The organism is Janthinobacterium sp. GW823-FHT03B06 (genome assembly GCF_058796955.1).
In genome coordinates this window covers 815,122-840,315 of the sequence record NZ_JBXAJE010000002.1, presented here as the reverse complement: position 1 = coordinate 840,315, position 25,194 = coordinate 815,122, and the positions used below count along the sequence as shown (strand labels likewise).

Below are 25,194 nucleotides of genomic sequence, written 5' to 3'. Positions count from 1 at the left end.
ATCAATGCGGGGCGACGGCGCGCAGGCGCTGCAGCTTGGCCGCATACAGAGTATGGTCGCTGCGCGTGGTGCTGTTGTTCATCGCCAGTTCCAGCTGCTTGCCGGCCTGCTCCATCTGGCCCAGGCGCGCATAGGCTTGCGCCAGCCAGAAGTGAAATTCGTGGTAGTACGGGTCGCGCGCGATTTCACGTGAAAACAGCTGTATCGCCCGCACGTAATCGTTTTGCTGCATGGCCGCCTTGCCCAGGTTGAAGTAGTGGAAAGGCGGCTGCGGCTGCAGCGCCAGCAGGCGCCGGCGCAGCGGCAGCGCTTCTTCGGGCAGGCCGGACGCTTCCAGCACCTGCGCCAGGTTCGACAGCAGCACCGTGTTGTCCGGCGTGCGCGTCAGCGCATGGGCGAAAGTGCGCCGCGCTTGCGCCAGGTCGCCATGGCGGAACTGGATCACGCCCAGGGTGTTGTAGGCGCCGCTGAACGAGGGGTCTTGCAGCAGCGCTGCCCGGGCCCACCAGTACGCCTGATTCAGCTGGCCCTCGCTCATGGTTTCGGCGGCGCGGTTGTTCATGTACATGGCGAGCACGGTCGCTTCGTCGAGTTCTCGCGTGCGGTAGCCGCCTATCTCCGAGGACGGAAGGAAATCGATCACCATCATGCCCTTGGCATCGTACCTGCCGGATTTGTCGTCCAGCCGCTGGCCCAGTACCAGGTTGACGTGGCCGGCGACAAAATACATGTCGCCGCTGCGGCTCCAGCTTTCTTCACCGAGCACCTCCTGGTAGCGCACCTGCAAGCCCATTTCATGTGCCAGCGCCGCCGTCATGATCACCAGCGACAGGCAGTTGCCCTGACGCGCGGCGAACGTTTCGCGCGCATTGCGGGTCATGGCCGCATCGTACTCGAGTTTCAGCCTGCTCTTGTCGTACAGGGCGTCATACAGGGCCGCGCGGTCATTCTTGTTGCGCGCTTCGCGCCGCACTTGCGTGCGCACATACTGGCGCATGGTTTCGTCGATGGCAAAGACCTGGCTGGCGTCGATGGCGGCGGCCGGCGCGAAATCGCCGTCGTTGAAGATGGGGGGCAGGCTGGCTGGCGGTGCTACGCTGCAGGCCGCCAAAGCGCCGCAGAGCAGGGCGGCGCCCAGGCGCTTGAAGCAAGCGGCGAAAACAAGATAGGGGCGCATGGTCTCTCCCTGGAGGCGCCGGCTGTCTCATGTCGCGGTGGCGCGCCAGTCCCACCTGAAACCAGTATCGGCGCGCCTGGCGCCGCTGTCAAATGGTTTCAAGCGCCTTGCCGCCGCCTGCACGGTGCTGGAAAGCGGGTGTAACGCCGGACTTAAAACCGCGGGCTTAAAACTCTTCCCAGTCCTGCTCGCCGGCGATGTGCGATGGCGTTTTGCGCGCCGCGGCGCCGGCCGCCTTGGGTGCTGCGGGTTTGCCGGCCCTGGCCTGGGGCGGGCGTGGCGCGAGTTTTTGCGTGGTGGCAATGGCGGCCCTGGCCGGCCGCGCGGCGCGCACCGGCGCCGCCGTGGCCACGTGCTCGAGCTGGAAGCCGGCCGCCACCTGCGCCAGGCGCGCCGCCTGGTCCTGCATGCTTTCGGCCGCCGCCGCCGCTTCTTCCACCAGCGCCGCATTTTGCTGCGTCACCTGGTCCATCTGCGCGATGGCCTGGTTGACCTGGTCGATGCCCATGCTTTGCTCTGCGCTTGCAGCCGTGATCTCGGCCATGATGTCGGTGACCCTGCGCACGCTGTCGACCACTTCGCCCATGGTGCTGCCGGCCTGCTGCACCAGCCGCGTGCCGTTGTTGACTTGCTCCACCGAGTCGCCGATCAGGGTCTTGATTTCGCGCGCCGCCGCGGCCGAGCGCTGCGCCAGGCTGCGCACTTCCGTGGCGACGACGGCAAAGCCGCGCCCCTGCTCGCCGGCGCGTGCCGCTTCGACGGCCGCGTTCAGGGCCAGGATATTCGTCTGGAAGGCGATGCCGTCGATGACGCCGATGATGTCGACGATTTTCGTCGAGGCCGTATCGATGGCGCCCATGGTGTCGACCACCTGGCTGACGATGCCGCCGCCTCGTTCGGCCACGCCGGATGCGGCCACCGCCATCTGGTTGGCCTGGCGCGCGTTGTCCGCATTCTGCTTGACGGTGCTGGTCAATTCTTCCATCGACGACGCCGTCTCTTCCAGCGAACTGGCCTGCTGTTCCGTGCGCGCCGACAGATCCTGGTTGCCGGCGGCGATTTCGCCCGACGCCGTGGCGATCGCATTGGTGCCCGTCTGCACTTCCGACACCACCTTGCGCAGCGCCTCGTTCATGCCGTGCAGCGCGCGCATCAGGTCGCCGATTTCATCGCTGGCAGGCGTGCCGAAATGCGTGCGCAAGTCGCCGTCGGCCACCGTTTCCGCCACCTTCACGGCGGCCTTCAACGGCTGCGTGATCGAACGCGTGATCAGCCAGGCGCAGACGCTGCCCAGCGCCACCACCAGCGCGCACAAGGTCAGTAGCAGGGTGAAGCTGCGCCCGTTGGCCGCCTCGATCGCGTGCGCCGTGGCGTCGATGGCCTGGCGCTGCTGCGACAGCAGGGCCTTGACGTTGTTCTGGTACTTGGCGGCGGCCGGCGCGAAGCTGTCGCGGTAGACGCTTTCCGCCTGCGCCGCATTGCCGCCCTTGCGCGCATTCATCACCAGGGTCTTGGCATCCTGGTACTTGACGCGTTCGGCAATGGACGCCTTGAAGATGGCCTTTTCCTCGTCGCTGACGAGCAGGGTTTCGATTTGCTTCAGCAGCTCGCCGCCCTGCTTGGTGCTGTCGGCGATGGTGTCGGCAAACACGTTCGACAGGGTTTCATCCGTGCTCCTGGCGATCATCGAAGTGCGCGCGATGGCCGAGTAAATCAGTACGTACCAGTCCGATACGAGGCGTTCCTTGGCCAGCGGCTTTTCCATCATTTGCCGCGTCGCTTCGGCATTCACGCTGGCGCTGTACAGCGCGTACGAGGTGGAGATCACGGACAGCAGCAGCACCAGCGCGAAGCCTGCAGCCAGGCGTGTGCCGATACGGAGGTGGGAGAGGGCGTGCATGGTTGGAACTCCTGTCGCAGAGGGATTAAAGGTTGCCTGTGCGACATAGTATGCACTGATAAGTGACCAAGAGGCGAGGGAAAAGCGCGCTTGTCTTTGCGCCTGTTGCAGCCACGCCCGTGCTACAGCTCGTCCGCCTGGCGCAGGTCCGGCTGCTCGGCCCAGCGGGCGAAGGCGGCCGCCATGCGCTCGCTTTCCGCGATGGCGCGGCGCCAGTCGCGCATGCGCGCCGCGTGGTCCTGGCCGTAATGGGGGAAGTCGCGCCGGTCCGGCAATTTGCCGTTGGGCAGGCTGGCCACGAAGGCGGGCGAGGGCGAGACGAGGATCATGTTGTCGAGTGCGCCATCGCCGCGGCGCGCGCGGCGCCAGGGCATGGTCTTGTCCAGCCAGCCCGGCACGATATGGTCGGCAAAATGCGGGTACAGCACCAGGTCCGGTTCGCGCTGGTAGGGCAGGTGCAAATGATAGTCGACCAGGCCGCCGTCCCAGTAGCGCCCTGGCGGCGCGCCGGCGATGTCCGTGACCGCGTCGAGCACCAGCGGGATGGAGCCGGAAGCGAGCAGCGCGTCGCGCAGGTTGTCCTGCGCCAGCGGCACGAAATGCGAATGAAAGGCGTCGAAGCGCGAGCGCAGCCAGCTGGCGCCGTCCGGTCCGGCATGGAACACGGTGCGTTCCAGCGAGGCGGCCAGCCGCGCGCGCGCCACGGCGTTGCCGGCGGCCGCCAGCAGGAAGCCGCGCCGGTCGCGCCATTTGCCAGGTTGCGCCAGCGCGCCGATGCCGCGCACGGCCAGCACCGACAGGCTATGGCGCTCGTGCCGCAGCAGTTGCGCATCCTGGCCATCGAGGACGGCGTCGAGCAGGGCGCGGCACGTGCGGCTCACGTGCGCCGCATCGGGTTTGTCGGGATAGCGCTGGCCCACGTATTCGCGCACCAGGCGCCGCTGCGCGGCCACCGGGTCGGGGAACACGGCGGCGGCCATGCGCCAGGCGCCGATCGAGGCGCCGACGAACTGGCGCGGGCGCGGCGCCTGCGCCAGGAAGTCGCCGAACAGCCAGCAGTCGAGCTGGTGCAGGATCAAGCCTTTCGGCCCGCCCGCGGCGGCGGGAACGATGGCGATGTCGCTGGCGCGCACCCCGTTTTCGGCGATGCGCGCCCGGGCGCGGCGGCCCAGGCGGATGGTGATCGGTGATTGCATGAGTAGTCGCTGGCGGCCTGTAGCCAGGTATTTTACCGCCAGCGCGGCGACACGGCACAGACGCGCTCGGTATAGTCACATTGTTAGTATTAATAAATTTCTTTAAGGCAACCATTCTATTGAGAAATGTTGCATAATATTGGACGTTGAATTTTTGGCATGTGCCAAGGATTCCTTATGTCTTGCTTTTTTTTATTGGAATCGTATGCAACTGAATCACGCTTTTGTTCTGACCCTGATCGCCGCTTCGCTCGCCGCTTGCGGTGGCGGCGGTTCGTCTTCCCCATCCGACACGACGGCTGTCGTGAATACGGCCAAGCCTGCCGATCCGGTGGCGCCCGTCGTTCCCGTCGTTCCAACGGCCACCGGCGAAAACACGGGTGCCGTCAGCGCCCGTTTCGCCAATGGCGACAACAGCCGCTACATCTTTACGTCCATCGGCTTGCAGAGCAGTGGCAAGGCCAGCCCGCTGGTACAGGATGCCTCCGGCGCCCTGAGCACGATCAGCGGCATCGTCTTCACCGGCAACCCGGCCGTGACGCGCGAAATCAGCGGCGACGCGGCCTTTGCGCAGGGACGCTGGTTCAAGGGCGCGTTCAGCAATAGTACGGGCGCCACTACGTTGAGCGGCAACAATGCCAGTGGGCATTACGTCGCCTATAACGTGCTCGCCGCGCTGCCAGCGACCGGCACCTTCACCTGCGATGCGGGCACGTTCACGGCGCCTAGCTATACGGGCGGCAGCAGCGTCTCGTCGACCGCCAACTTCGGCACGGCCAGCGGCACTGCCAGCATGTCCTTCGATGCCTCCGGCGCCAAGGTCGTGCTGGCCATCGACGCCAGCGCCGGCGGCAGCACGGGCAAGGTATCGGCTTCGACGACCATGGCGTCGGCCGCGTCGAGCAGCATCACCGGCGGCTACCTGTCGAATGGCACGGGCGCGCAGCTGATGCTGGGCGACGGCGGCGCTGGCCGCTATCTGCTGATCGCCGCCTACAAGGCGCAGCTGGCGAATGGCGCCAACTACCAGGGCGTGGCCACCTTCCGCTGCTCTTGATGACGCCTGACGGCACCTGCTGCGCGTCGTGATTTGCGGCCGCTCGCAATGGTGCCGTTAGTCGCCGTGAGGCCAACGAGGACGACTAGAATAAAAAAAGCGGCGTCCGTGCAATGCACGGCGCCGCTTTTTTTTCGCCCGTCGTAATGATGCGATTACCGCAGCGCCGCGATCATCTGTTTCAGCTTGCCGGAATCGACGCAGAAGGCGCGGATGCCTTCGGCCAGTTTTTCCGTCGCCATCGCGTCTTCATTCATCATGAAGCGGAAGGCTTCTTCGTTCAGCGACATTTGCACGATATTGGTCGATGGCGCCGCTTCGGCGCTCAGCTTGCGTTCCACCGGCGCATCGCTGTCGGCCAGCTTTTGCAGCAGGTCGGGGCTGATGGTGAGCAGGTCGCAGCCGGCCAGTTCGAGAATTTGCGACGTGTTGCGGAAGCTTGCGCCCATCACCTCGGTCTTGTAGCCGAACTTGCGGTAGTAATTGTAGATGCGGCGCACCGATTGCACGCCCGGGTCTTCCGCGCCCATGTAGTCGATGCCCGTCGATTTCTTGTACCAGTCGTAGATGCGGCCGACGAACGGGGAAATGAGCTGGGCGCCCGCTTCGGCGCAGGCAATCGCCTGGGCCAGCGAGAACAGCAGGGTCATGTTGCAGCGGATGCCTTCCTTTTCCAGGATGGCGGCGGCGCGGATGCCTTCCCAGGTGGAGGCGATCTTGATCAGCACGCGCTCGCGTGGAATGCCCGCGTTCGAATACAGGGCGATCAGGTCGCGGCCCTTGGCCACCGTGCCCTGCGTGTCGAACGACAGGCGCGCATCGACCTCGGTGGAGACGCGGCCGGGGATGGTTTGCAGGATTTCCACGCCAAAGGCGATCAGCAGGCGGTCGATGATCTCGGTGGTCGAGGCGTTCGGATGGTCGCGCACGGCCTTTTCCAGCAGCGGCTTGTATTCATCCTTCTGCACGGCCTTCAGGATCAGCGACGGATTCGTCGTCGCATCGCGCGGCGTGTAGGCCTGGATCGATTGGAAGTCGCCGGTGTCGGCCACCACGGTAGTAAATTGCTTCAGTTGTTCGAGTTGGTTCATGGCTGCACAGGAAAGAGTGAATGGGCTTGCCAGGGTATTGTACCGAATGCGGGACGGTGGCGGCGCTTTTAACCCAAGGGCTAAAGTGCCGGGGTCGGACCCGGCGGGTCTGGCCCCGGATTGCCGCTTTTTAGCCGATAAACGAATCAAACTGCATGTCGAATTCCTGCAGCGCCTTTTGCGCATTCTGCATCTTCTTGCGGAATTCCGGTCCCCGTTGCAGGGCCAGGCCCACGGCCAGCACGTCGATCACGACCAGGTAGGCCAGGCGCGCCGAAATGGGCGTGTAGGGGTCGGTGTTGAAGACCAGGTCGATCGGGATCAGCACGGTGGCCAGGTCGGCCAGCGGCGTGCCCGATGGGGCCAGCACGACGACGTCGGCACCGCCGCGGCGCGCCAGTTTCACGGAGCGCACCAGGGCGGGGCTGTTGCCGCGCTGCGAGATGGCCACCAGGCAGTCGCCGCCGCGCAGCAGGGCCGCCGCGATGCTGTGGATGTTCGGGTCGCTGTAGGCCACCGTCGGTACGCCCGAACGGAAGAACTTGTGCTGCGCGTCGGCCGCCACGATGCCCGACGTGCCCTGCCCATAGAATTCGATCTTGCTGGCGCGCGAGAGGATGTCGAGTGCGCGCTGTATCGCTTCCGGATTCAGGTTGTTGCGCAGGTCGAGCAGGGTATTGATCGAGCGGCTGCAGATTTTATTCACCAGGTCGGCCGCCAGGTCGTCCTGCGCCGGCTGCTCGTTCGCGCCCGGCATGGCCAGGGCCAGGCCCTGCGCCAGTTTCAGCTTGAATTCATGCCAGCCGTCATAGCCCAGCGTGCGGCAAAAGCGCACCACGGTCGGTTCCGACACCTGCGCGCTTTTCGCCAGCGCCGTGATGTTCTGGCTGACCGTCTGGTTGGGCTGGTCAAGCACGGCCAGCGCGACCTTTTTCTCCGACTTGGAGAGCGAATCGAGCTGGGTGCGGATGGAATCGAGTAGCATTGATTGATCTTCTGGCAGTAATGCCGTAAGTTTGCGTCTTTTTCACCCCAAAAGCAAAGTTCCGGGGTCGAACCCTCAGGGTCCGACCCCAGTATTTCGCCGTTCAGGGTTAAGCCAAATCTTAACGGCTTCAGTCCTCTGGCAAGGCCTCTTCGCGCCACTGCAAGCCGTCGCGGCCGATCAGGGCGCTGGCGGCCGCGGGGCCCCAGGTGCCGGCCGTGTACGGAATCGGCGCGCTGTCGTTCTGTTCCCAGTTGTCGAGAATCGGCTCGACCCATTCCCAGGCCGCTTCCAGCTCGTCGCCGCGCATGAACAGGGTCAGCTGGCCGCGCAGGACGTCGAGCAGCAAACGCTCGTAGGCGTCCATGCGTGGGGTCTTGAACGATTCGCGGAAATCGAGTTCCAGTTCCGCCGGTTTCAAGCGCATGCCGTCGCCCGGGGTTTTCGCCATCAGGTTCATGCGCAAGCCTTCGTCCGGCTGCAAACGGATCACCAGGCAGTTCGGCTGGAAGCTCGACGTCGGCTGGTTGAAGATCGAATGCGGAATTTGCTTGAAGCGCACGACGATCTCGGCCAGGCTGTCGGCCATGCGCTTGCCCGTGCGCAGGTAGAACGGCACGCCGGCCCAGCGCCAGGTGTCGATTTCCGCCTTCAGCGCGACGAAGGTTTCGGTGCGCGAATGTTCCGGCGCATCGGGCTCGTCGCGGTAGCTCGGCACGGTGGCGCCGTCGACGTGGCCGGCGCGGTACTGGCCGCGCACGATGTTTTGCGCCAGGGTGGTCGGTGTGAATTTTTTCAGCGAGCGCAGCACTTGTAGCTTTTCATCGCGCACGGCGTCCGGCGCGATCGAGGTCGGCGGTTCCATGGCGACGATGCACAGCAGTTGCAGCAAGTGGTTTTGCAGCATGTCGCGCAGCGCGCCCGAGGTGTCGTAGTAACCCATGCGGTTGCCCACGCCCAGCTTTTCGGCGATGGTGATCTGCACGTCGGAAATCCATTCGCGGCGCCACAGCGGTTCGAACAGGATGTTGCCGAAGCGCAGGGCCAGCAAGTTCTGCACGGTTTCCTTGCCCAGGTAATGGTCGATACGGTAGATCTGCGATTCCTGGAAGACCTTGCCCACTTCGGCATTGATCTGCTTGGCGCTGGCCAGGTCGCGGCCCAGCGGCTTTTCCAGCACCACGCGCGAATTCGGCGTGACCAGACCGTTGTCTTCCAGGTTGTCGCAGATCAAGGCAAACAGATGCGGCGGCGTCGCCAGGTAGTACACGCGCGTCAGGTCGGCGTCGCCGCGCAGCGCTTCGACCAGCGGCGCGTACGTGGCCGCATCGCTGGCGTTGAGCGACACGTACACGATGCGTGCGCAGAACTTGCTCCAGGTGGCGGCGTTCAGGGTGCTGGCCTTGATGTGGGGACGCGAATTGGTCTCCACCATTTTCAGGAAGGCATCCTGGCCGCTGTCCTGGCGGCCCACACAGATGATGCGCGCCGTCGGCGGCAAATCGTTCGCGACGTCGCGCGCATACATTGCAGGCAACAACTTGCGCATTGCTAAATCGCCGCTGCCGCCAAACAGGACCAGGTCAAAATCGGTAAGTGCCATAAGTGAGTGTCGTCGCAAAAGTAAAAGGGCCGGAGCGGGGAGAAAGCCGACCGGAAGTGCCAGTCTGTCGCTACTATAATCGATGGTGTAAATTTACTACGTAGAACAGGCAATTGCAAGAAATTTTACTACATTCCATCCGCTGCCGTCGCCATTTTGCCCGGTATGCCTGCCTGCGATGCCGGCATGGCCATTATATGCCGTTCGCCGGCGCCGGCGCAGCGTCATGCTGGTTATCGGCTTTGCAAAGCAACCATGGTTGCCAAGGAAATTTTCGATTCTCTCCGTCATCATTTGCGCTGTAGCAACAAGGAAATCAAGAAATGCTGTCAGGATCGCCGTTGGCAGCGTAAAGTAGCTTTGAAGAAAGTAAAAAAACGTATAATTCAAGCTCGAATCGATAGCAACTATTGGTTGTATGAAGTTGTACGATATACACTGCACCGTTAGCGCCGGCCATGCCCCAAACCCGCCGTCCGGCGTCCATGCGACGTGCAGTCCGCACTGTCCGCAGCATCAGGGGCGGGCGACTTAACTTTACAAGACGGCTCAAGGGGACACAATGAATTCAATGCAGCAAGATGTCGATGAACGCACCAGCCTGACAGGCAATAACAAATTCGAACTGTTCCTGTTCAAGCTGGGGACCAGTGATCACTCGGCCAGCCGCGAACTGTTCGGCATCAATGTGTTCAAAGTCCGTGAAATCATGGAAATGCCGGCCATCACGGCGGTGGCTGGTTCGCACCCGCACATGCTGGGCGTGGTCAATATCCGTGGTCAGATCGTTCCCGTGATCGACTTGCCGATGGCGGTCGGTTGCAAGAGCAGCGGCTTGAAGATCCTGATGGTGACGGAATTTGCCCGTTCGACACAGGCGTTTGCCGTGGAAGAGGTCGATGAAATCGTGCGCCTCGAATGGAATCAGGTCTTGTCGGCCGAATCGAGCGTCGGCGGCGGCCTCGTCACCAGCATCGCCCGCCTCGATGGCGACACGGACAAGACACGCCTGGCGCAAGTGCTGGACGTGGAGCAAATCCTGCGCAACGTGCTGCCGTCGGGCGACCCGGACGTGGACGAAAACAGCATCGGCCCGCAAGTGCGCTTGCCGGCCGGCGCCGTGATTCTCGCGGCCGACGATTCCTCGCTGGCCCGCTCGTTGATCGAAAAGGGCCTCGAAGCGATGGGCGTGCCTTTCATCATGACCAAGACGGGCAAGGAAGCGTGGGAGCGCCTGCAAGCGATCTCGGCCCAGGCGGCCACGGAAGGCAAGACGGCGAAAGACAAGGTCGCGCTCGTGCTGACCGACCTGGAAATGCCGGAAATGGACGGCTTTACCCTGACGCGCAACATCAAGAACGATGGCCGCTTCTCCAACATTCCCGTGGTGATCCACTCGTCGCTGACGGGCTCGACCAACGAAGACCACGTCAAGGGCGTGGGCGCCGACGGTTATGTGGCCAAGTTTGTGGCGGCTGAATTGGCCGAGACGATCCGCAAGGTGCTGTCGCGGTAATCCGACGGCACCATGGCCAACACTGTTGTCGGATTACGCGGGGCCTTGCCCCGCTAATCCGACCTACGTGAGCGTTAAAAAAGCGCCGGACCCTCGCGGGTGCCGGCGCTTTTTTCGTACCTGACCGTGTTACGCCTGGTAAGGCGTTTCCGGCTGGCCCGCCACGTCCACGCGCACGGACAGCACGTGACCCGTCAACGGATAGTCGGCGATTTCTGCTGCCGAGCGGTTGTGGCTGGCGCTGGTGATGTACAGGGTGCGCAGGTCGGGGCCGCCGAACGTCACCATGGTGGGGCAGCGCACGGGCACCGTAATTTCGCCCAGCAAATGGCCATCGGGGGCGAAGCGCAAGATCTTGCCGCCTTCAAACATGGCCGACCAGTAATTGCCTTCGCTGTCGACGGCCGCGCCATCGGGGCGCCCGTCGTAATCAAACGCCTTCTTGTCCATGGAAAAGCGCTGGAACGGTTGTGGCGCGGAAATGGCTCCCGTGGCCGCATCGAAGTCGAAACGGTCGATGCGGTGCGTGGTGGTATCCGAGTGATACATGGTGCGCCCGTCGGGACTGAAGCCCAGGCCGTTCGACACGGTCATGCCGCCCGACCAGACCTTGCGCACTTGTCCCTTTTCCAGCACGAACATTTCCGCTGCGTCAGCGTTGCGCGGCTCGAAAATCGTGCCGACCCAGAAACGGCCGGCCGGGTCAACCTTGCCGTCGTTGAAGCGCGTGGTGGCCATGTCGAACGGCGCCGGCGCGATGTGCGCCAGGCTGCCCGTCTTCGTGTCGAGGTGGGCAAAGCCGCTGCGCAGGGCGACGATCAGGCCGCCACCGGCGTTGATGGCCAGCGCCGACGGTTCCGTCGGCATGGTCCACTGCGCATGCTTGCCGCTGGCCGGGTGCAAGCGGTGCACGGCGCGGCCATCGATGTCGACCCAGTACAGGGCCGCTTCCTTGCCATGCCAGAGCGGGCATTCGCCCACTTGCATGGCCTTGTCGCTGACTACTTTGATTTCGTAAATATTCATAAACCTCAATTAAGTTAATACGCCGCCTTGGCGGCTTTCGCCAAGGCAATCAAGCCATTGGTCGAGCTGTCGTGGTGGTCGGGACGGGCTTCGCCCGTCAGTTCGGCCTGGATTTTCTTGGCCAGCACCTTGCCCAGTTCCACCCCCCACTGGTCGAAACTGTTGACGTTCCACAAGACGCCCTGCACGAAGGTCTTGTGTTCGTACAGCGCGATCAGGGCGCCCAGGGTGGTCGGGGTCAGCTGGTCCATCAAAATGGTGTTGCTGGGGCGGTTGCCGGGGAAAGTCTTGTGCGGCACCAGCGCTTCGATTTCGCTTTCCGGCAAGCCCTGCGCCTGCAGGTCAAGGCGCACTTCCTCGGCCGTCTTGCCCGTCATGAAGGCTTCCGACTGGGCGAAGCAGTTGGCCAGCAGGGCATCGTGGTGGCCCGGCAAATCGTGCGTGGCGCGCAGGGCGGCGATGAAGTCGATGGGGGTGATGTCCGTGCCCTGGTGCAGCAGCTGGAAATACGCGTGCTGGGCATTCGTGCCGCAATCGCCCCAGATGACGGGGCCGGTCGGCACGTCGACGGGCACGCCATCCTTGGTGACGCGCTTGCCGTTGCTTTCCATGTCCAGCTGTTGCAGGTAGGCGGCGAAGCGGCTCAGGTCCTGGTGATACGGTGCGATGGAAACGGAGCCGCAATCGAGGAACTGGCGGTTCCAGAAGCCGACCATGGCCAGCACGACGGGCATGTTGTCTTCGAGGGGCGCCTGGCGGAAATGCTGGTCCATCGCATGCGCGCCGGCGAGGAAATCGCTGAAATATTCAAAACCGACGGACAGGGCCACGGCCAGGCCGATCGAGGACCAGACGGAATAACGGCCGCCGACCCAGTCCCAGAACGGGAACATATTGTCCGGCGAAATGCCGAAGTCGACGATGGCTTGCGTGTTGGTCGAGACGGCCACAAAGTGTTGCGCCAGATCCTTTTCTTCGCCTTCGAGCAGGAACCAGGCACGCGCCGTATTGGCGTTGAGCATGGTTTCAGCGGTAACAAAGGTTTTCGAGGCAACAATGAACAGGGTGGTTTCCGGATCGACTTTCGACAGGGTCGCTTCCATGTCGTGACCGTCGACGTTGGAAACAAAGTGCATTTCCAGTCCCGGGTTGGCATACGAGCGCAGCGCCAGGCACGCCATTTTCGGGCCCAGGTCCGAGCCGCCGATGCCGATATTAACGATGTCGCAAATCGGTTTGCCTGTGTAGCCGAGCCAGCTGCCATTGCGGACCTTGTCCGTAAATGCCTTGACGCGCTGCAGTACATCTTGCACGTCAGCATCGATATCCTGGCCATCGACCATCAGCCTGGTGCCGCGCGGCGCGCGCAAGGCGGTATGCAAAACGGCCCGATGTTCGGTAAGATTGATTTTCTCGCCGGTGAACATGGCTTCGCGCTGCGCTTCCACGCCGCGCTCGCGGGCCAGGTCCATCAGCAGCGCCATGGCGGTGGCGTCGACCCGGTTCTTCGAGTAATCGAGCAGCAGGCCGGCCGCATCGACCGTCATCGTCGAGAAACGTGCGGGGTCGGCGGCGAACAGCTGGCGCAGATGCACTTCGCGCAGGCTGGCGCTATGCGCTTGCAGGGACTGGAAACTGACGGTGGCGGTGATGGCAGGAGTAGGTGCTGGCTGGCGCATGGCGGTCGGCTTGGGTGCTTGTCTCGGTTGAAAGGAGCGCGGCGCGTTCGTGGTGGCGAACAGCGGGTCCGGCATTGGTATGAGAATAATACATCAGAAAAACGTAATTTCACTACAGTTTGTGACGTGAGGCGGATTTTGTTGTGCTTTTTTTAGCGATTGCGCCCGTGCCATATAAGAGCTATGTTGACAGCTGCCGATACGCGATATTTGCCGGGCTTGCCTTGATACGCCGCAATCCGTGGCTTATTTGTGTGGTCGGGCCATGCAAGAGTGCTTCTTCTTCACCGTTTTGTAGTAAAATTTCACGAAATACTCATTTTTAAGGAAATCCATATGGCGCTGCATCCAGTAGTCGAATCCGTAACAGCGCGCATCATCGCGCGCAGCCGGCCATCGCGCGGCGCCTATCTGGCGCATCTGGATGCGGCCCGCATCCAGGGCGTGCAGCGCGGCGCCCTGTCGTGCACCAACCTGGCGCACGGCTTTGCCGCCTTTCCCGCCAACGACAAGCTGTCGCTGAAGGAGTACAAGAAGCCGTCCGTGGCCATCGTCTCCTCGTACAACGACATGCTGTCGGCGCACCAGCCCTTCGAAGGCTTCCCGCAGATCATCAAGCAAGCCGTGCGCGAAGTGGGCGCCGTCGCCCAGTTCGCCGGCGGCGTGCCCGCCATGTGCGATGGCGTGACGCAAGGCCAGCCGGGCATGGAACTGTCGCTGTTTTCGCGCGACACCATCGCCATGTCGACTGCCGTGGCGCTGTCGCACAATATGTTCGACGCGGCCCTGTACCTGGGTGTATGCGACAAGATCGTGCCGGGCCTGTTGATCGGCGCGCTGCACTTCGGCCACTTGCCGGCCGTTTTCGTGCCGGCCGGTCCGATGACGTCGGGCCTGTCGAACCAGGAAAAAGCCAAGGTGCGCCAGCTGTATGCACAAGGCAAGGCCACGCGCGAAGACTTGCTCGAAGGCGAGTCGAAAGCCTACCATGGCGCCGGCACCTGTACCTTCTACGGTACGGCGAACAGCAACCAGATGCTGATGGAAGTGATGGGCCTGCATTTGCCGGGCGCCGCCTTCATCACGCCGAACACGCCGCTGCGCGATGCGCTGACCAGGGCCGCCGCCCAGCGCGCGGCCGTCATCACGGCGCAAAGCGGCAGCTACTTGCCAGTCGGCCATATCGTCGACGAGAAATGTATCGTCAACGCCGTCGTGGGCTTGCTGGCCACGGGCGGTTCGACCAATCATACCCTGCACCTGGTGGCGATCGCCAAGGCGGCCGGCATCGTCATCGACTGGAACGATTTCAATGAACTGTCGGCCATCGTGCCGATGCTCACGCGCATCTACCCGAACGGCGACGCCGACGTGAACCATTTCCACGCGGCCGGCGGCACCGGTTATCTGATCCGCGAACTGTTGGACGCGGGCTTGCTGCACGAGGACGTCAACACCATCCTGGGTCACGGCTTGCGCGCGCACTGCATGGAGCCGTTCCTCGGCGAAGACGGCAAGGTTTTCTGGAAAGATGCGCCGGCCGCCAGCGCCGACGAAAACGTGCTGCGCCCGGCCAGCAATCCTTTCGCGCCGGACGGCGGCATGGTGCTGGTGGCGGGCAACCTGGGCCGCGCCGTGATGAAGGTGTCGGCCGTCAAGCCGCAGCACCGCACGGTCGAAGCACCTGCCCTGGTATTCAATTCGCAGGAAGACTTCATGGCCGCCTACAAGGCCGGCACGCTGGACCGCGATTTCGTCGCCGTGCTGCGCTTCCAGGGTCCGCGCGCCAACGGCATGCCGGAACTGCATGCGCTGACCCCGGCGCTGGCCAACCTGCAGGATGCGGGCCGCCACGTGGCGCTGGTGACCGATGGCCGCATGTCGGGCGCGTCGGGCAAGGTGCCGGCCGCCATCCACGTCTCGCCTGAAATCCTCGCCGGCGGCCCCCTGGGCCTCGTGCGCGACGGCGACATCATCCGTCTCGACGCCTTCACGGGCGTACTGGAGGCGCTGGTGCCGGCCGACGTCTGGCACGCCCGTTCGCTGGTCACGGCCGACCTGTCGCCGAACCACGTCGGCATGGGCCGCGAGCTGTTTTCCATGTTCCGTTCCACCGTCAGCGCGGCGGAAGAGGGTGCCACCACCTTCGGCCTGCCGTCGCCGATTCCCACCACCGTCGCCTTGCACGACGCCGACAATGTCGGCGATACCGTACCGGGTTCCGATGAAGACTTTTTGGCTAGGAAATAAGAGATGACCATGACACTACTGGAAATTATGCGCACCTCGAGCGTGATCCCCGTGATTGCGATCGACGATCCTGAACACGCCGTACCGCTGGCGCGCGCGCTGGTGGCGGGCGGCATCCGCGTGCTGGAAGTGACGCTGCGCACCAAGCACGGCCTCGAAGCGATCCGCGCCATGTCGGCCGTGCCGGGCGCCATCGTCGGCGTCGGCACCTTGACCCGTCCCGAGGAATTCGTGCAGGCGCGCGATGCGGGCGCCGTCTTCGGCGTCTCGCCGGGCCTGACCAGCGCCCTGGTGGCGGCGGCGAAAAGCAGCGGCCTGCCCTTGCTGCCAGGCGTGATGACGCCAGGCGAAGTGATGGCGGCGCGTGAAAACGGCTTCCAGCAGCTGAAACTGTTCCCGGCCGTACCGGCGGGCGGCATCGGCATGCTCAACGCGATCTACGGCCCGCTGCCGGACATCACGTTCTGCCCGACGGGCGGCATCTCGCAAGAGACGGCGTCGCAGTTCCTGGCGTGCAAGAACGTCGCCTGCGTGGGCGGCTCGTGGCTGACGCCGAAAGACGCGATCGCGGCCGGCAACTGGGACCGCATCACGGAAATCGCCAAGGCCGCCAGCGGTCTTCGATTGGCTTAAGCGGCACCCGCGCGGCAGGCTTTACGCTTGCCGCGCTTTCTTCTCTTCTTCTTATGCGAGTCTTGCGCCGCCCCCTCACCATCGGCGAAACCGCCATGGCCCGCAGCGTCTTCCAGGGCGCCATCGACTACGCGCGCGTGCGCGTCGTGCGCGGCTCCTTTTTACCGTTCGGCCTGCAGGACCAGAACACGGCCATGACGCCGCGCGGCAGCCTGCATTTCATGCCGGCCCAGTACCGCGACGATTTTTCCCGCGAAGGCAACAGCGGCAAGCTGTTTTTCATCCACGAAATGGTGCACGTGTGGCAGTACCAGCTCGGCTACGGCGTGCTGCTGCATGGCGTGCTGCTGGCGCTGCGCGGCGGCTACATCGGGCAACGGGCCTACCGCTACGATGCGCAGGCCGGCGGCGTCCTGTCCGACTTCAACATGGAGCAGCAGGGCGACATCATCGCCCACTACTTCGGCGCGCGCCAGCTGGGCATTCCCGCCTACGTGGCGAAGTTGCCGCAGCTGCAGGATATCCTGCAGGGCTTCCTGATCGACCCCGCCGACCGCCGCCTGCTGCCACGCTGATGCCGCCGTTACTGCGTGTTCGATGCCAGGCGCACGTCCGGTGCGCGCAGGCTGGCCGCCGCATCCTTGCCCAGCAATAAACGCAGGTCGGCGCCCGCGCCGATGCCGCTGTCGCCGGCCGCCTGCAGTTGCGGCATGCCGCCCAATGCCAGGGCCAGGGCGGCCGCTGCCTCGGCGTGCCCGGGACGGTAGACGATGCTGCTGGCCTGAATGCCGTAAGGCCGCTGGTTGCCCAGCCGCAGCACGCTGATGCCCATGCCGCCCAGCATGCCGCGCATGCGCGCCGCCATCCCCGTTTCTCCATTGCCGTTGATGACTTCCAGCCGTGGCAGCGGCGCCGCCTGCTTCGCCAGGGCGGGCACGGCGGCCGGCGCGGCGCGTGGCGCCACGGGCGTGTCGCGCCAGCTCAGCGTGAAGATATTCGGCTGCGACTGCGTCAGCTGCAGGCGGCTGGCCGGTGCCGCCGGCTTGGGCGCCGGCGCCAGATCGGGCGCGACGGCGTCCGCGGTGGCATCGGCCGCATCGACCGTCCCTATGCTGCGCGCCAGCGCCGCGATGGCGAGCTCCAGGTTGGCGCGCGCCGGCTGCTGGCCATTGTCGAGCTGCAGCGACTGGCGCAGCACGCTGGCTGCCTGGGCGTAGTCGCCCTGCAGGTACAGCACGTAGCCGAGGTTGTTGTAGGTCCGGGCCGTCGGCGCTTCTTGCGCCAGCGCCTGCAGCATGGTGCGCGCCGTGTCCAGCTGGCCCAGCTGCGCGTGCAGCACGGCGGCGCCATTGCGTGCATCGGCCGAGTCGGGCTCAAGCAGCAGCGCTTCGCGGTAGGCGGCCATCGCCGCGCGCGGGTCGCCCAGTTCCTGCATGCGCTTGCCCAGCTTGCAGAACGCGGCGCTGCGGGCGGCGGGGCTGTCATCGCTGCGCGCCCGGGGCGGGGCGGCGTGATTTGCCTGGCTGTGCTGGCTGGCGGGGCCGGGCAGGTGGCCGCAGGCGGGCAGCAGGCCGGCGCAGGCGAGCATGAGCATCAGGGTGGTGTGCTGTGACATGGCGGTTCTCCGGTCAGCTGCCGCTGCCCATGCTGGGCAGGAGCACGCGGTAAATTTGCAGGAAGGCTGGCCCCATCAGGACGACCAGCAGCGAAGGGAAGATGAAAAAGATCAGCGGGAACAGCAGCTTGAGGGCGATCTTCGCCGCTTCTTCCTCGGCCATCTGGCGGCGCTTGGTGCGCAGCTGCTCCGACTGCACGCGCAGCGAGGCGGCGATGCTGGTGCCGAAGCGCTCGGCCTGGATCAGCATGGCTACCAGCGCGTCGACATCCTCGACGCCCGTGCGCAGGGCCAGGTTGCGCAGCGCCCGCTCCTTGGTGTTGCCGGCGCGCAGTTCCAGCATCACCAGATGCAATTCCTCGGCCAGCACGGCGCTTTTCAGGGCGATCTCGGCCGCCACCCGGGCCAGCGCCGCATCCATGGCCAGGCCTGCTTCCACGCACACCGTCATCAGGTCCAGCGCATCGGGAAAGCTTTCGAAGATATCGCGCTGGCGCCGCTTGATCATTTGTGCCAGCACGATATTGGGCAGGTAGTAGCCGATGGCGGCCACGATGAGCAGCCAGAACAGCAGCGCCTTGCCCGCCACCTGGCTGCCCGAGGCGCTCAGTCCCAGGAACAGCAGCAGGGGCAGGCCGATGGCCAGCATGGTCTTGGCGGAAAAGAACAGGATGGGCGCCGACGCCTGGCGCAGGCCGGCATTCATGAAGCGCCGGCGCATCACGGAGCCTTCCCAGCCCTGCTCGGGCAGCGACAGTTTGGCCAGGGGGCCGCTCAGGCGCACCATGCGTGCCAGCCAGGGGCTGGGCGCCGATGATGCGCCGGGCGCCGCCGCGCTCTTGCCGGTGGCGTTGTCCATGCGCTGGCGCAAGGGATCGGGCGCAAAGCTGCGCATGGCCACCAGCACGGTGCCGAAGACGGCGATGAAGAGCAGGGCGAGAAAGGCGATATGCACGGGATTCATGAGGGTTCTCCTTGCGGGCTCAGACGCGGATGCGGATGATATTGCGCATGACCAGGATGCCGCACACCATCATCACCAGGGCGCCGGCGAGCATCTTGCGTCCGCCCGGGTCGACGAACAGCATTTCCAGGAACTGCGGATTGGTCAGGTGGATCATGGCCGCCGCGCCGAAGGGCAGCAGCGACAGGATCCAGGCCGACAGCTTGCCTTCGGCCGACAGCACGCGCACTTGTCCCAGCAGCTTGATGCGCTCGCGGATGATGCGGCTGATGCTATCGAGCAGTTCGGCCAGGTTGCCGCCCGTTTCGCGCTGGATCAGCACGGCGATGACGAAGTAGCGCAAGTCCGTGCTGGGCACGCGCGTGGCCAGGTTCATCAGGGCGTCCTGCATGGCGATGCCGAAATTGACTTCGTCGAAGGTGGCGCGAAATTCCACAGCCAGCGGCGCGTTCATTTCATCGCCGACCATTTTCAGGGCGGTGGGGAAGGCATGGCCGGCGCGCAGGGCGCGCGCCATCAGATCCAGCGCGTCGGGCAATTGCTGCTCGATGCGCTGCAGGCGCTTGGCCTTGGCGCGCAAGACCACCAGCAGCGGCAGCAGTGCCGCGCCGGCCACCAGCGGCAGGAGCAGCAGCCACGGCACACTGAGGTAGCTGAGCAGCAAAAATGCGGCGCCGGCCGTGGCCAGCATCACGCCGGCGAAGCTGGCCACGCTCCAGCTCAGGCCCGACTGCTCCAGCAGGCGGTCGAGCGCATGCACGCGGGGCACGCTGAGCAGCACGCGCTGCAGGGCCGGGGTGTCGCTCAGCAGGCGCTTCTTGATCATCGAACTGCCCGTGTCGCCATGCGCGCCGGCCGACATGATGCGCAGGCGGCGCGCGACCCTTTCCGCTTCCGGGCCGCGCGAGGTGTTCCATGCCAGGTACACGCCCTCGATCAGCAGTACCACGGCGATGAAGGTGAGGATGGCGAATACGTAATAGAGATAGTCCATGATGCTCCCCTTAATGGTACTGGCGGGCGGGATCGAACAGGGTTTCCGGCAGGCTGATGCCGAAGGCGCGCAGGCGTTCCAGGAAACGCGGCCGCACGCCGCTGGCATGGAAATGCCCCTGCACCGTGCCGTCCTCGCCGATGCCCGTCTGGCGGAAGGTGAAGATTTCCTGCATGGTGATCATCTCGCCCTCCATGCCCGTGATTTCCTGGATCGACGTGACCTTGCGCTTGCCGTCCGTCAGGCGCGACACCTGCACCACCACGCTGATGGCTGAACTGATCTGCTGGCGCATGGCTTTCACGGGCAGGGCCGCGGAAGCCATGCTGATCATGTTTTCCAGCCGCGTCAGCGCGTCGCGCGGGGTGTTCGCGTGGATGGTGGCCATCGAGCCTTCATGGCCCGTGTTCATGGCGCCCAGCATGTCGAGCGCCTCGGCGCCGCGCACCTCGCCCAGGATGATGCGGTCGGGGCGCATGCGCAGTGCGTTGCGCACCAGCGCCCTTTGCGTTACCTCGCCCTTGCCCTCGATGTTCGCGGGCCGCGTTTCCAGGCGTACCACGTGCGGCTGCTGCATCTGCAGTTCGGCCGCGTCCTCGATGGTGACGATGCGTTCGGCCGTGCTGATGAAGCCGGAAATCGCATTGAGCATGGTGGTCTTGCCGCTGCCCGTGCCGCCCGAGATCAGGATGTTGACCTTGGCCTTGCCCAGCGCCTGCAGGGTGGTGCTCATTTCCTCCGTCAGGCTGTGCTTGAGCAGCAGGTCGGCCAGGCGCAGCGGCTGGGCCGAGAAGCGCCGGATCGACATCACGGGGCCGTCGATGGCCAGCGGCGGGATGATGGCGTTCACGCGCGAACCGTCGGGCAGGCGCGCATCGACCATGGGGCTCGATTCATCGATGCGCCGGCCCACGCGCGAGACGATCTTGTCGATGATCTTCATCAGGTGGGCGTCGTCGGTGAAGCAGACGTCGCTCAGCTCCAGCCGGCCATGGCGCTCGACATACACCTGGCGGTAGGTGTTGACGAGGATGTCGGACACGCCGGGATCGGCCAGCAGCGGTTCGAGCGGGCCGAAGCCGAGCACCTCGTCCTGGATGTCGCGGATCAGCGAGCGCCGTTCCAGCTCGTTGATCACCACGTTGTCTTCCGTGAGCACGTCGCTGACGAGGATTTTCAGCTCTTCGCGGATCTGCTCGCGCGACAGGCGCTGCATGCCCTCCAGGTCGACGCGGTCGAGCAGCGCCTGGTGGGTGCGGTGCTTGAGCTGCTGGTAGCTGTGGCTCGCTGCGCCCTGGTGCGCGGCATCGTCATTCAGGCTGGCGTCATCCTGGGCATAGCCCAGGCGGTCCCGCAGGGTGAGTTTTTCGGCAGTCATGGTCGGTCTCCGGTGAGTGGGGCGGTATCAGGCTTGAGGATCAGGCTGGAGCCTCAGGCGCGCGCGAGCAGCCGCGAAACCCAGCTTTGCGCGGCGGGCGGGGTTTCGCCTGCCAGGCTGGCGGCCAGTTCCTGCAAGGCGCGCGAGACGGCGTTGTGCGGCGTCAGCTTGAGGATGGGCACGCCCTGGCTGACGGAGGCCGCCACCGCTTCGTAGTGGTTGGGGATGGATTTGTAGACGTGCTTGCCATACGCCGCTTCCAGGTCGGCCACGCGGATGCTGTCGCTGCTGGCATAGCGGTTCAGGATCAGGCGGACCTTGTCTTCGCGGTAGCCGAGGCCGCGGAACACGTCGAGCAGGCGCTTGCCGTCGCGCACATACGGCAAGGTTGCCTGCAGCACGGGGAAGATCAGGTCGGCCCGGTCCAGCGCGCGCACGCTGACGGGGTCGAGTCCGCGTCCCACGTCGAGCAGGATGTAGTCGTACTGGCTGCGCGCCAGGGTCAGCAGCCGGTCGATATGGTCGGCCTCGACGTCGGCCGCATGGGCCGGGTCGTCGGCGGCGGCCAGCACGCTGTAGGCGGGTGTGATCTGGATCATGCTGGCGCTGAGCAGCGAGGCGTCGAGGCGCACGATCTGCTGCGACAGCTGCGACAGGGTGGTGGCCGGCTTGTGGTCCGAGACGAACAGGGCGGCGTCGCCGAACTGCAGGTTCAGGTCGAACAGCGCCACCTTGCGCTGTTCGCCGGCGGCCAGCGCGTAGCCGAGGTTGGCGGCGATGAAGGTGGCGCCGCTGCCGCCCTTGCACGAGACGAAGGCCAGCACCTGGCCCTTGCGCGTGACCTGTTTCTGCAGCTTGTCCTCGATGCGGCGCAAGGCGGCGCACAGGGCCGCGTCGTCGTCGGGATGCAGCACTTCGCGCACGCCGGCGCGCATCGAGCGCAGCAGGAATTGCGGACTTTGCTGCGGACATTGCACGATGATGGCCAGGTTCGGATGGCGTCCGCCCAGCAGTTCGAGCCGTTCCAGCTCCGCTTCGCCCGTCTGCTCCTGCTCCAGCAGCAGCAAGTCCGGCGTGACGCCGTTGTCGAACACATCCGGTATGCTCGCCAGCAGGGAGACGCGGTCGGCCGTGCTGCGTTCGCGCAGCAAACGGGTCAGCCGCTTGAGCTGGGCTTCATTCTTCGAGACGATGACGATATTCACTTGGTACTCCCCGGTAAAGACATTCGGTAAAGGCGTTCAGTTGATCTGGAAGCCCAGGCTTTCGGCGTGCATGATCACCACCGAGGCTGGCACGGCAATATTGAGAAAACCGAACAGGCTGACCATCGGCGTGTAGCTGACGTTGTCGATCGACACGCGCACGCTGTCGATGCAGCTGGCCGTGCGCGTGTTGTCGCCGCAGGCCGACAGGTTGTCGCCCGGGTCAGTCGGCGGCAAGGTCACTTCGGCGCCGCTCTTGTTCAGGTAGCGGATGGTGATGTTGGCGGCCGTCAGTTCGGGCGCGGCCGGCAGGGCCGTGCCGCCGAACAGGGCCAGGGTCTTGACGGCGTCCGTCTGGTCGATCCAGCGCACCACCGCTTCGCGCGCGGCGCGGCGGCTCACTTCCTGCACCGTGTTGTACAGGTACAGCATGCGGCCGAATTCCAGGATGCCGAACAGCAGGGTGAAAAACAGCAGCGACACCAGGGCGAATTCGACTGCGGCGGCGCCACGCTGGCGCCCGGCTGGAGGAGACGATGAAAGGCGGTGGCACATGGCGTTCTCCTTACAGCATGTAGCGCATGGTGGTGCGCGGTGCGAGCGGCGTGGCATAGGTGCTGGCCGCGCCGATCACGAAGGGCAGGTACTGGCCCACCGACAGCGTGTAGTTGACGACTTCGACGCGGATGCCGCCCGGCGCCGTGCCGTCGGTGCAGCTGCTGTCGTTGAATGCCGCGTCCAGGCAGGTGACCGTCACGTTGGCCGTGGTGAAGTCGCTGATGCCGGCGCTGACGGCCGCGTCGGCCACCGTCTGTTTGGCCGCCGGCACGCCCTGCGAGGCGATGCCGGCCTTGGCCTTGACGGACATGTTGCGCGCCGCGTCGCGCGTCGCCTTGTTCAGCGCGTCGTAGTACCAGAAGGCGCGGCCGAAGCCGAAGATGCCCGCCAGCAGGGTGATCAGCAGGGCCAGCACGATGCCGAATTCGACGGCGGCGCCGCCGCGCTGTTTGAGAGGGGAAAGGTGGATGCGCATGGCCGCCTCACTTGTAGAGTTTGATTTCGGAATTCGGCACGGGCTCGATCAGGCCCGCGAACTCGACGTCGAGGCGCTTGGTGCCGCCGCTGAAATCGGCTTTCATCGTCATGAAGAATTTGCCGATGCCCACCGCGTTCATGGTGCCGCACGAAGCCGGCCCGACTGGCGCCGTGCGGCAGTCGACCAGCACCACGTTGAGGATGCGGCGGTTGCGCTGGCCCGGATGGGCCACCGATGGCGCCTGGAACGTGGGGCCGCTGGTCTGGTTGTACGGCGCAGGCGGCGTACTGGCAGGAAAGCCTGCGCCGGCGCTGACGGGGTAGCTGGCCGTGTCGAAGTAATTCGCCTTGGCCGTGCTGTACATGGGGTTGGCGTTGCCGTCCGCGACGCTGTAGGCCGTGCCGGCCTTGGCCGGGGTGGCGCCATTGCTTTGGTAGGCGGGGCCGTAGGACCACAGCACGCCGTAGCCGGCGAATTGGGCGAACGTGGCCGACGGTGCCGGGACGGGACCGGCTGACGGCAGCTGGTAATTCGGTTTGTTGCCGGCCAGGCTGACCGGCTGCTGGCTGGGCAAGGTGCTGGCGCCCGGCTGCATCCAGCCGGTGGGCGGCGAGTTGGCGGCAGTGGCGGCGCAGGGCGAGGCGGCGCCCACGCACGGATATTCCTTGATATTGGTGTCGGGCGGTGCCGTCGCGGGGTCGCACACGGATGGCCCGCCGTAGTCGTCGAAACGCGAATTGAGCGAGGCGGCCAGCGAGGCCGTCATGCCCGTGTTCGTGTAGACCTGTCCCGAGCCGCTGGTGATGACGGCGCTGCTGCCGGTGCACATGAATGGCGCGGTGGAGGCGGCGCTCGCGTGCGAGGCGCTGCAGCTGCCGGGCGGCGCGTCGACGGGGTTGATCAGGTAGGGATCGGACGGGCCGCCCAGCGGATTGAGGCCGAACAGATTGTAGGTGACGCCGCGGCGAAAACCGAATTCGACCAGCTCCGTCAGGCCCGTGCCGGCCGGCGCGGCCGGATACGTGTATTGCGCCGTCTTGTTGGCCGGATCGACGGCGCACACGCCGATCGGCGTGACGTCGTTGACGAAGCGTCCCGCCACGGCCACGCCCGAGGTGCTGGTGCTGGCGATGCCGGCGATGCCCATCAGGTAGGTGGCGAAGGTCTTGCTGCCCGTGTCGACGCGGATGAAGGTCTGGCCCTGCGGGCTGGTGCGGGCGCTGGCGCCGGACGACCAGGGACCGTCCGGGCTGGGGCCAAAGCTGATGTTGGCGGCCGTGATGGTCAGCGCGGTGGAAAAGTCATAGCGGTTCTTTTGCGCGATGGCGATGGCCTTCGTCTGCGCATTGTCGATGCCGGCGGCGCTTTGATTGAGTTCCACGGCGCCTGCCAGGGCGGCGCTGTCGGCGCCGTTCTGCAGTTCCGTCTTGGCGATGTACAGGTGGCCCAGGTCCAGCACCAGGCCGCCCATGGCGAACAGCACCACCAGGGTCAGCCCCAGCACGATGGCGATCGCGCCCTGCTGCTTGTCGTGCCTGCGAAATGCGGTCTTCATGGCTGTCTCCTGGTGGCCTGGGGGGAGTGCGTCGCGAAACTGGCGCCTACTGGCGTCCGCCCACGCCGATGGTGAAGACGTTCGGTTGCGGTTCCGGCGCGGCGAACGATTTCTGGTAGCGCTGGTAGGCGCTGGCGCCGGCCTTGCCGTCGATGCCGCTGACGGGGTCCATGTTGCGGTAGGCGTCCGGATACATGATCTGCTGCGCCTTGAGCAGGGCCACCGATTCGCCGAAGTGCGAATCGAGCACGGGCGTGGTGGTGGCGGCGCAGCCGGCTAACAGCAATAGCGACAGCAGGGTGGCGCAAGGCAGGCAATGTGCGGTTTTCATGGT

Annotated in this window: 23 protein-coding genes; 5 read left to right on the top strand and 18 right to left on the bottom strand. The window is 65.0% G+C overall.

Annotated elements, in window-relative coordinates; translation table 11 throughout:
* Position 1: 1 nt before the first annotated feature.
* The 3 genes from AC1RBA_RS09765 to AC1RBA_RS09755 form a co-directional block, all read right to left on the bottom strand.
* Positions 2-1,177 (bottom strand): tetratricopeptide repeat protein, encoded by a 1,176-nt coding sequence (locus AC1RBA_RS09765; RefSeq protein ID WP_492417915.1) that lies wholly within the window; start codon positions 1,175-1,177, stop codon positions 2-4.
* 166 nt (positions 1,178-1,343) lie between these two features.
* Entirely contained in the window at positions 1,344-3,077 is a 1,734-nt protein-coding gene (locus AC1RBA_RS09760; protein ID WP_070222396.1) for a methyl-accepting chemotaxis protein, read from the bottom strand.
* A 122-nt stretch (positions 3,078-3,199) separates the two neighbouring features.
* A complete protein-coding gene (locus tag AC1RBA_RS09755; protein WP_492417913.1) occupies positions 3,200-4,273 on the bottom strand; it encodes a patatin-like phospholipase family protein in 1,074 nt (357 codons plus the stop codon).
* A 205-nt stretch (positions 4,274-4,478) separates the two neighbouring features.
* Between AC1RBA_RS09755 and AC1RBA_RS09750 the strand changes: the two genes are divergently transcribed.
* Complete coding sequence (locus AC1RBA_RS09750; protein WP_121670240.1) at positions 4,479-5,330, top strand: hypothetical protein; 852 nt, start codon at positions 4,479-4,481, stop codon at positions 5,328-5,330.
* 155 nt (positions 5,331-5,485) lie between these two features.
* Here AC1RBA_RS09750 and tal read toward each other — a convergent pair whose 3' ends face one another.
* From tal to AC1RBA_RS09730, 4 genes are all read right to left on the bottom strand, one after another.
* Positions 5,486-6,421 (bottom strand): transaldolase, encoded by a 936-nt coding sequence (gene tal / locus AC1RBA_RS09745; protein ID WP_086140119.1) that lies wholly within the window; start codon positions 6,419-6,421, stop codon positions 5,486-5,488.
* A 130-nt stretch (positions 6,422-6,551) separates the two neighbouring features.
* Positions 6,552-7,406, bottom strand: a complete 855-nt coding sequence (locus AC1RBA_RS09740; protein WP_034750862.1) for an SIS domain-containing protein — start codon at positions 7,404-7,406, stop codon at positions 6,552-6,554.
* 130 nt (positions 7,407-7,536) lie between these two features.
* Positions 7,537-9,009, bottom strand: a complete 1,473-nt coding sequence (zwf, locus tag AC1RBA_RS09735) for a glucose-6-phosphate dehydrogenase (protein WP_034750861.1) — start codon at positions 9,007-9,009, stop codon at positions 7,537-7,539.
* Between the two features lie 96 nt (positions 9,010-9,105).
* Positions 9,106-9,399 carry a hypothetical protein gene (locus tag AC1RBA_RS09730; RefSeq protein ID WP_492417911.1) on the bottom strand — a complete coding sequence of 98 codons (294 nt, stop codon included), beginning with the start codon at positions 9,397-9,399 and terminating at the stop codon, positions 9,106-9,108.
* Between the two features lie 172 nt (positions 9,400-9,571).
* Between AC1RBA_RS09730 and AC1RBA_RS09725 the strand changes: the two genes are divergently transcribed.
* Positions 9,572-10,525, top strand: a complete 954-nt coding sequence (locus AC1RBA_RS09725) for a chemotaxis protein (RefSeq protein WP_070222400.1) — start codon at positions 9,572-9,574, stop codon at positions 10,523-10,525.
* 129 nt (positions 10,526-10,654) lie between these two features.
* Here AC1RBA_RS09725 and AC1RBA_RS09720 read toward each other — a convergent pair whose 3' ends face one another.
* Positions 10,655-11,551 (bottom strand): SMP-30/gluconolactonase/LRE family protein, encoded by an 897-nt coding sequence (locus AC1RBA_RS09720; RefSeq protein WP_492417909.1) that lies wholly within the window; start codon positions 11,549-11,551, stop codon positions 10,655-10,657.
* A gap of 14 nt (positions 11,552-11,565) precedes the next feature.
* Positions 11,566-13,230 (bottom strand): glucose-6-phosphate isomerase, encoded by a 1,665-nt coding sequence (gene pgi, locus AC1RBA_RS09715; protein WP_409028040.1) that lies wholly within the window; start codon positions 13,228-13,230, stop codon positions 11,566-11,568.
* A gap of 336 nt (positions 13,231-13,566) precedes the next feature.
* Between pgi and edd the strand changes: the two genes are divergently transcribed.
* The 3 genes from edd (at position 13,567) to AC1RBA_RS09700 (ending at position 16,688) form a co-directional block, all read left to right on the top strand.
* Positions 13,567-15,480 carry a phosphogluconate dehydratase gene (edd, locus tag AC1RBA_RS09710; protein ID WP_070289149.1) on the top strand — a complete coding sequence of 638 codons (1,914 nt, stop codon included), beginning with the start codon at positions 13,567-13,569 and terminating at the stop codon, positions 15,478-15,480.
* 3 nt (positions 15,481-15,483) lie between these two features.
* Positions 15,484-16,113 (top strand): bifunctional 4-hydroxy-2-oxoglutarate aldolase/2-dehydro-3-deoxy-phosphogluconate aldolase, encoded by a 630-nt coding sequence (gene eda / locus AC1RBA_RS09705; protein WP_070222407.1) that lies wholly within the window; start codon positions 15,484-15,486, stop codon positions 16,111-16,113.
* Between the two features lie 62 nt (positions 16,114-16,175).
* Positions 16,176-16,688, top strand: a complete 513-nt coding sequence (locus AC1RBA_RS09700; protein ID WP_230519161.1) for a Rhs element Vgr protein — start codon at positions 16,176-16,178, stop codon at positions 16,686-16,688.
* Between the two features lie 8 nt (positions 16,689-16,696).
* Here AC1RBA_RS09700 and AC1RBA_RS09695 read toward each other — a convergent pair whose 3' ends face one another.
* From AC1RBA_RS09695 to AC1RBA_RS09655, 9 genes are read right to left on the bottom strand one after another with little or no spacing between them, the layout of a single operon-like run.
* The gene (locus AC1RBA_RS09695) at positions 16,697-17,728 is read right to left on the bottom strand and encodes a LytR C-terminal domain-containing protein (protein WP_492417906.1); all 1,032 of its coding nucleotides are present in this window, start codon (positions 17,726-17,728) and stop codon (positions 16,697-16,699) included.
* Between the two features lie 13 nt (positions 17,729-17,741).
* Complete coding sequence (locus AC1RBA_RS09690) at positions 17,742-18,692, bottom strand: type II secretion system F family protein (protein ID WP_492417904.1); 951 nt, start codon at positions 18,690-18,692, stop codon at positions 17,742-17,744.
* Between the two features lie 19 nt (positions 18,693-18,711).
* On the bottom strand, positions 18,712-19,686 hold the full coding sequence (locus AC1RBA_RS09685) for a type II secretion system F family protein (RefSeq protein WP_070289153.1): 975 nt from the start codon (positions 19,684-19,686) through the stop codon (positions 18,712-18,714).
* Between the two features lie 10 nt (positions 19,687-19,696).
* Complete coding sequence (locus AC1RBA_RS09680) at positions 19,697-21,064, bottom strand: TadA family conjugal transfer-associated ATPase (RefSeq protein ID WP_070222417.1); 1,368 nt, start codon at positions 21,062-21,064, stop codon at positions 19,697-19,699.
* A gap of 53 nt (positions 21,065-21,117) precedes the next feature.
* The gene (locus AC1RBA_RS09675) at positions 21,118-22,269 is read right to left on the bottom strand and encodes a CpaE/TadZ family protein (protein ID WP_099408937.1); all 1,152 of its coding nucleotides are present in this window, start codon (positions 22,267-22,269) and stop codon (positions 21,118-21,120) included.
* Between the two features lie 36 nt (positions 22,270-22,305).
* Complete coding sequence (locus tag AC1RBA_RS09670; RefSeq protein ID WP_099408938.1) at positions 22,306-22,824, bottom strand: TadE/TadG family type IV pilus assembly protein; 519 nt, start codon at positions 22,822-22,824, stop codon at positions 22,306-22,308.
* A 10-nt stretch (positions 22,825-22,834) separates the two neighbouring features.
* Complete coding sequence (locus AC1RBA_RS09665) at positions 22,835-23,302, bottom strand: TadE/TadG family type IV pilus assembly protein (protein ID WP_492417901.1); 468 nt, start codon at positions 23,300-23,302, stop codon at positions 22,835-22,837.
* 7 nt (positions 23,303-23,309) lie between these two features.
* Positions 23,310-24,860 carry a pilus assembly protein TadG-related protein gene (locus tag AC1RBA_RS09660; RefSeq protein WP_492417899.1) on the bottom strand — a complete coding sequence of 517 codons (1,551 nt, stop codon included), beginning with the start codon at positions 24,858-24,860 and terminating at the stop codon, positions 23,310-23,312.
* A gap of 46 nt (positions 24,861-24,906) precedes the next feature.
* Positions 24,907-25,191 carry a hypothetical protein gene (locus AC1RBA_RS09655; RefSeq protein ID WP_070222427.1) on the bottom strand — a complete coding sequence of 95 codons (285 nt, stop codon included), beginning with the start codon at positions 25,189-25,191 and terminating at the stop codon, positions 24,907-24,909.
* Between the last annotated feature and the right edge of the window lie 3 nt (positions 25,192-25,194).

Excerpts from the sequence above, each read along its gene's own strand:
- AC1RBA_RS09765 (WP_492417915.1), bottom strand. The coding sequence starts at position 1,177 with ATGCGCCCCTATCTTGTTTTCGCCGCTTGCTTCAAGCGCCTGGGCGCC.
- AC1RBA_RS09760 (WP_070222396.1), bottom strand. The coding sequence starts at position 3,077 with ATGCACGCCCTCTCCCACCTCCGTATCGGCACACGCCTGGCTGCAGGC.
- AC1RBA_RS09755 (WP_492417913.1), bottom strand. The coding sequence starts at position 4,273 with ATGCAATCACCGATCACCATCCGCCTGGGCCGCCGCGCCCGGGCGCGC.
- AC1RBA_RS09750 (WP_121670240.1), top strand. The coding sequence starts at position 4,479 with ATGCAACTGAATCACGCTTTTGTTCTGACCCTGATCGCCGCTTCGCTC.
- tal (WP_086140119.1), bottom strand. The coding sequence starts at position 6,421 with ATGAACCAACTCGAACAACTGAAGCAATTTACTACCGTGGTGGCCGAC.
- AC1RBA_RS09740 (WP_034750862.1), bottom strand. The coding sequence starts at position 7,406 with ATGCTACTCGATTCCATCCGCACCCAGCTCGATTCGCTCTCCAAGTCG.
- zwf (WP_034750861.1), bottom strand. The coding sequence starts at position 9,009 with ATGGCACTTACCGATTTTGACCTGGTCCTGTTTGGCGGCAGCGGCGAT.
- AC1RBA_RS09725 (WP_070222400.1), top strand. The coding sequence starts at position 9,572 with ATGAATTCAATGCAGCAAGATGTCGATGAACGCACCAGCCTGACAGGC.
- AC1RBA_RS09720 (WP_492417909.1), bottom strand. The coding sequence starts at position 11,551 with ATGAATATTTACGAAATCAAAGTAGTCAGCGACAAGGCCATGCAAGTG.
- pgi (WP_409028040.1), bottom strand. The coding sequence starts at position 13,230 with ATGCGCCAGCCAGCACCTACTCCTGCCATCACCGCCACCGTCAGTTTC.
- edd (WP_070289149.1), top strand. The coding sequence starts at position 13,567 with ATGGCGCTGCATCCAGTAGTCGAATCCGTAACAGCGCGCATCATCGCG.
- eda (WP_070222407.1), top strand. The coding sequence starts at position 15,484 with ATGACCATGACACTACTGGAAATTATGCGCACCTCGAGCGTGATCCCC.
- AC1RBA_RS09695 (WP_492417906.1), bottom strand. The coding sequence starts at position 17,728 with ATGTCACAGCACACCACCCTGATGCTCATGCTCGCCTGCGCCGGCCTG.
- AC1RBA_RS09690 (WP_492417904.1), bottom strand. The coding sequence starts at position 18,692 with ATGAATCCCGTGCATATCGCCTTTCTCGCCCTGCTCTTCATCGCCGTC.
- AC1RBA_RS09685 (WP_070289153.1), bottom strand. The coding sequence starts at position 19,686 with ATGGACTATCTCTATTACGTATTCGCCATCCTCACCTTCATCGCCGTG.
- AC1RBA_RS09680 (WP_070222417.1), bottom strand. The coding sequence starts at position 21,064 with ATGACTGCCGAAAAACTCACCCTGCGGGACCGCCTGGGCTATGCCCAG.
- AC1RBA_RS09670 (WP_099408938.1), bottom strand. The coding sequence starts at position 22,824 with ATGTGCCACCGCCTTTCATCGTCTCCTCCAGCCGGGCGCCAGCGTGGC.
- AC1RBA_RS09665 (WP_492417901.1), bottom strand. The coding sequence starts at position 23,302 with ATGCGCATCCACCTTTCCCCTCTCAAACAGCGCGGCGGCGCCGCCGTC.
- AC1RBA_RS09660 (WP_492417899.1), bottom strand. The coding sequence starts at position 24,860 with ATGAAGACCGCATTTCGCAGGCACGACAAGCAGCAGGGCGCGATCGCC.
- AC1RBA_RS09655 (WP_070222427.1), bottom strand. The coding sequence starts at position 25,191 with ATGAAAACCGCACATTGCCTGCCTTGCGCCACCCTGCTGTCGCTATTG.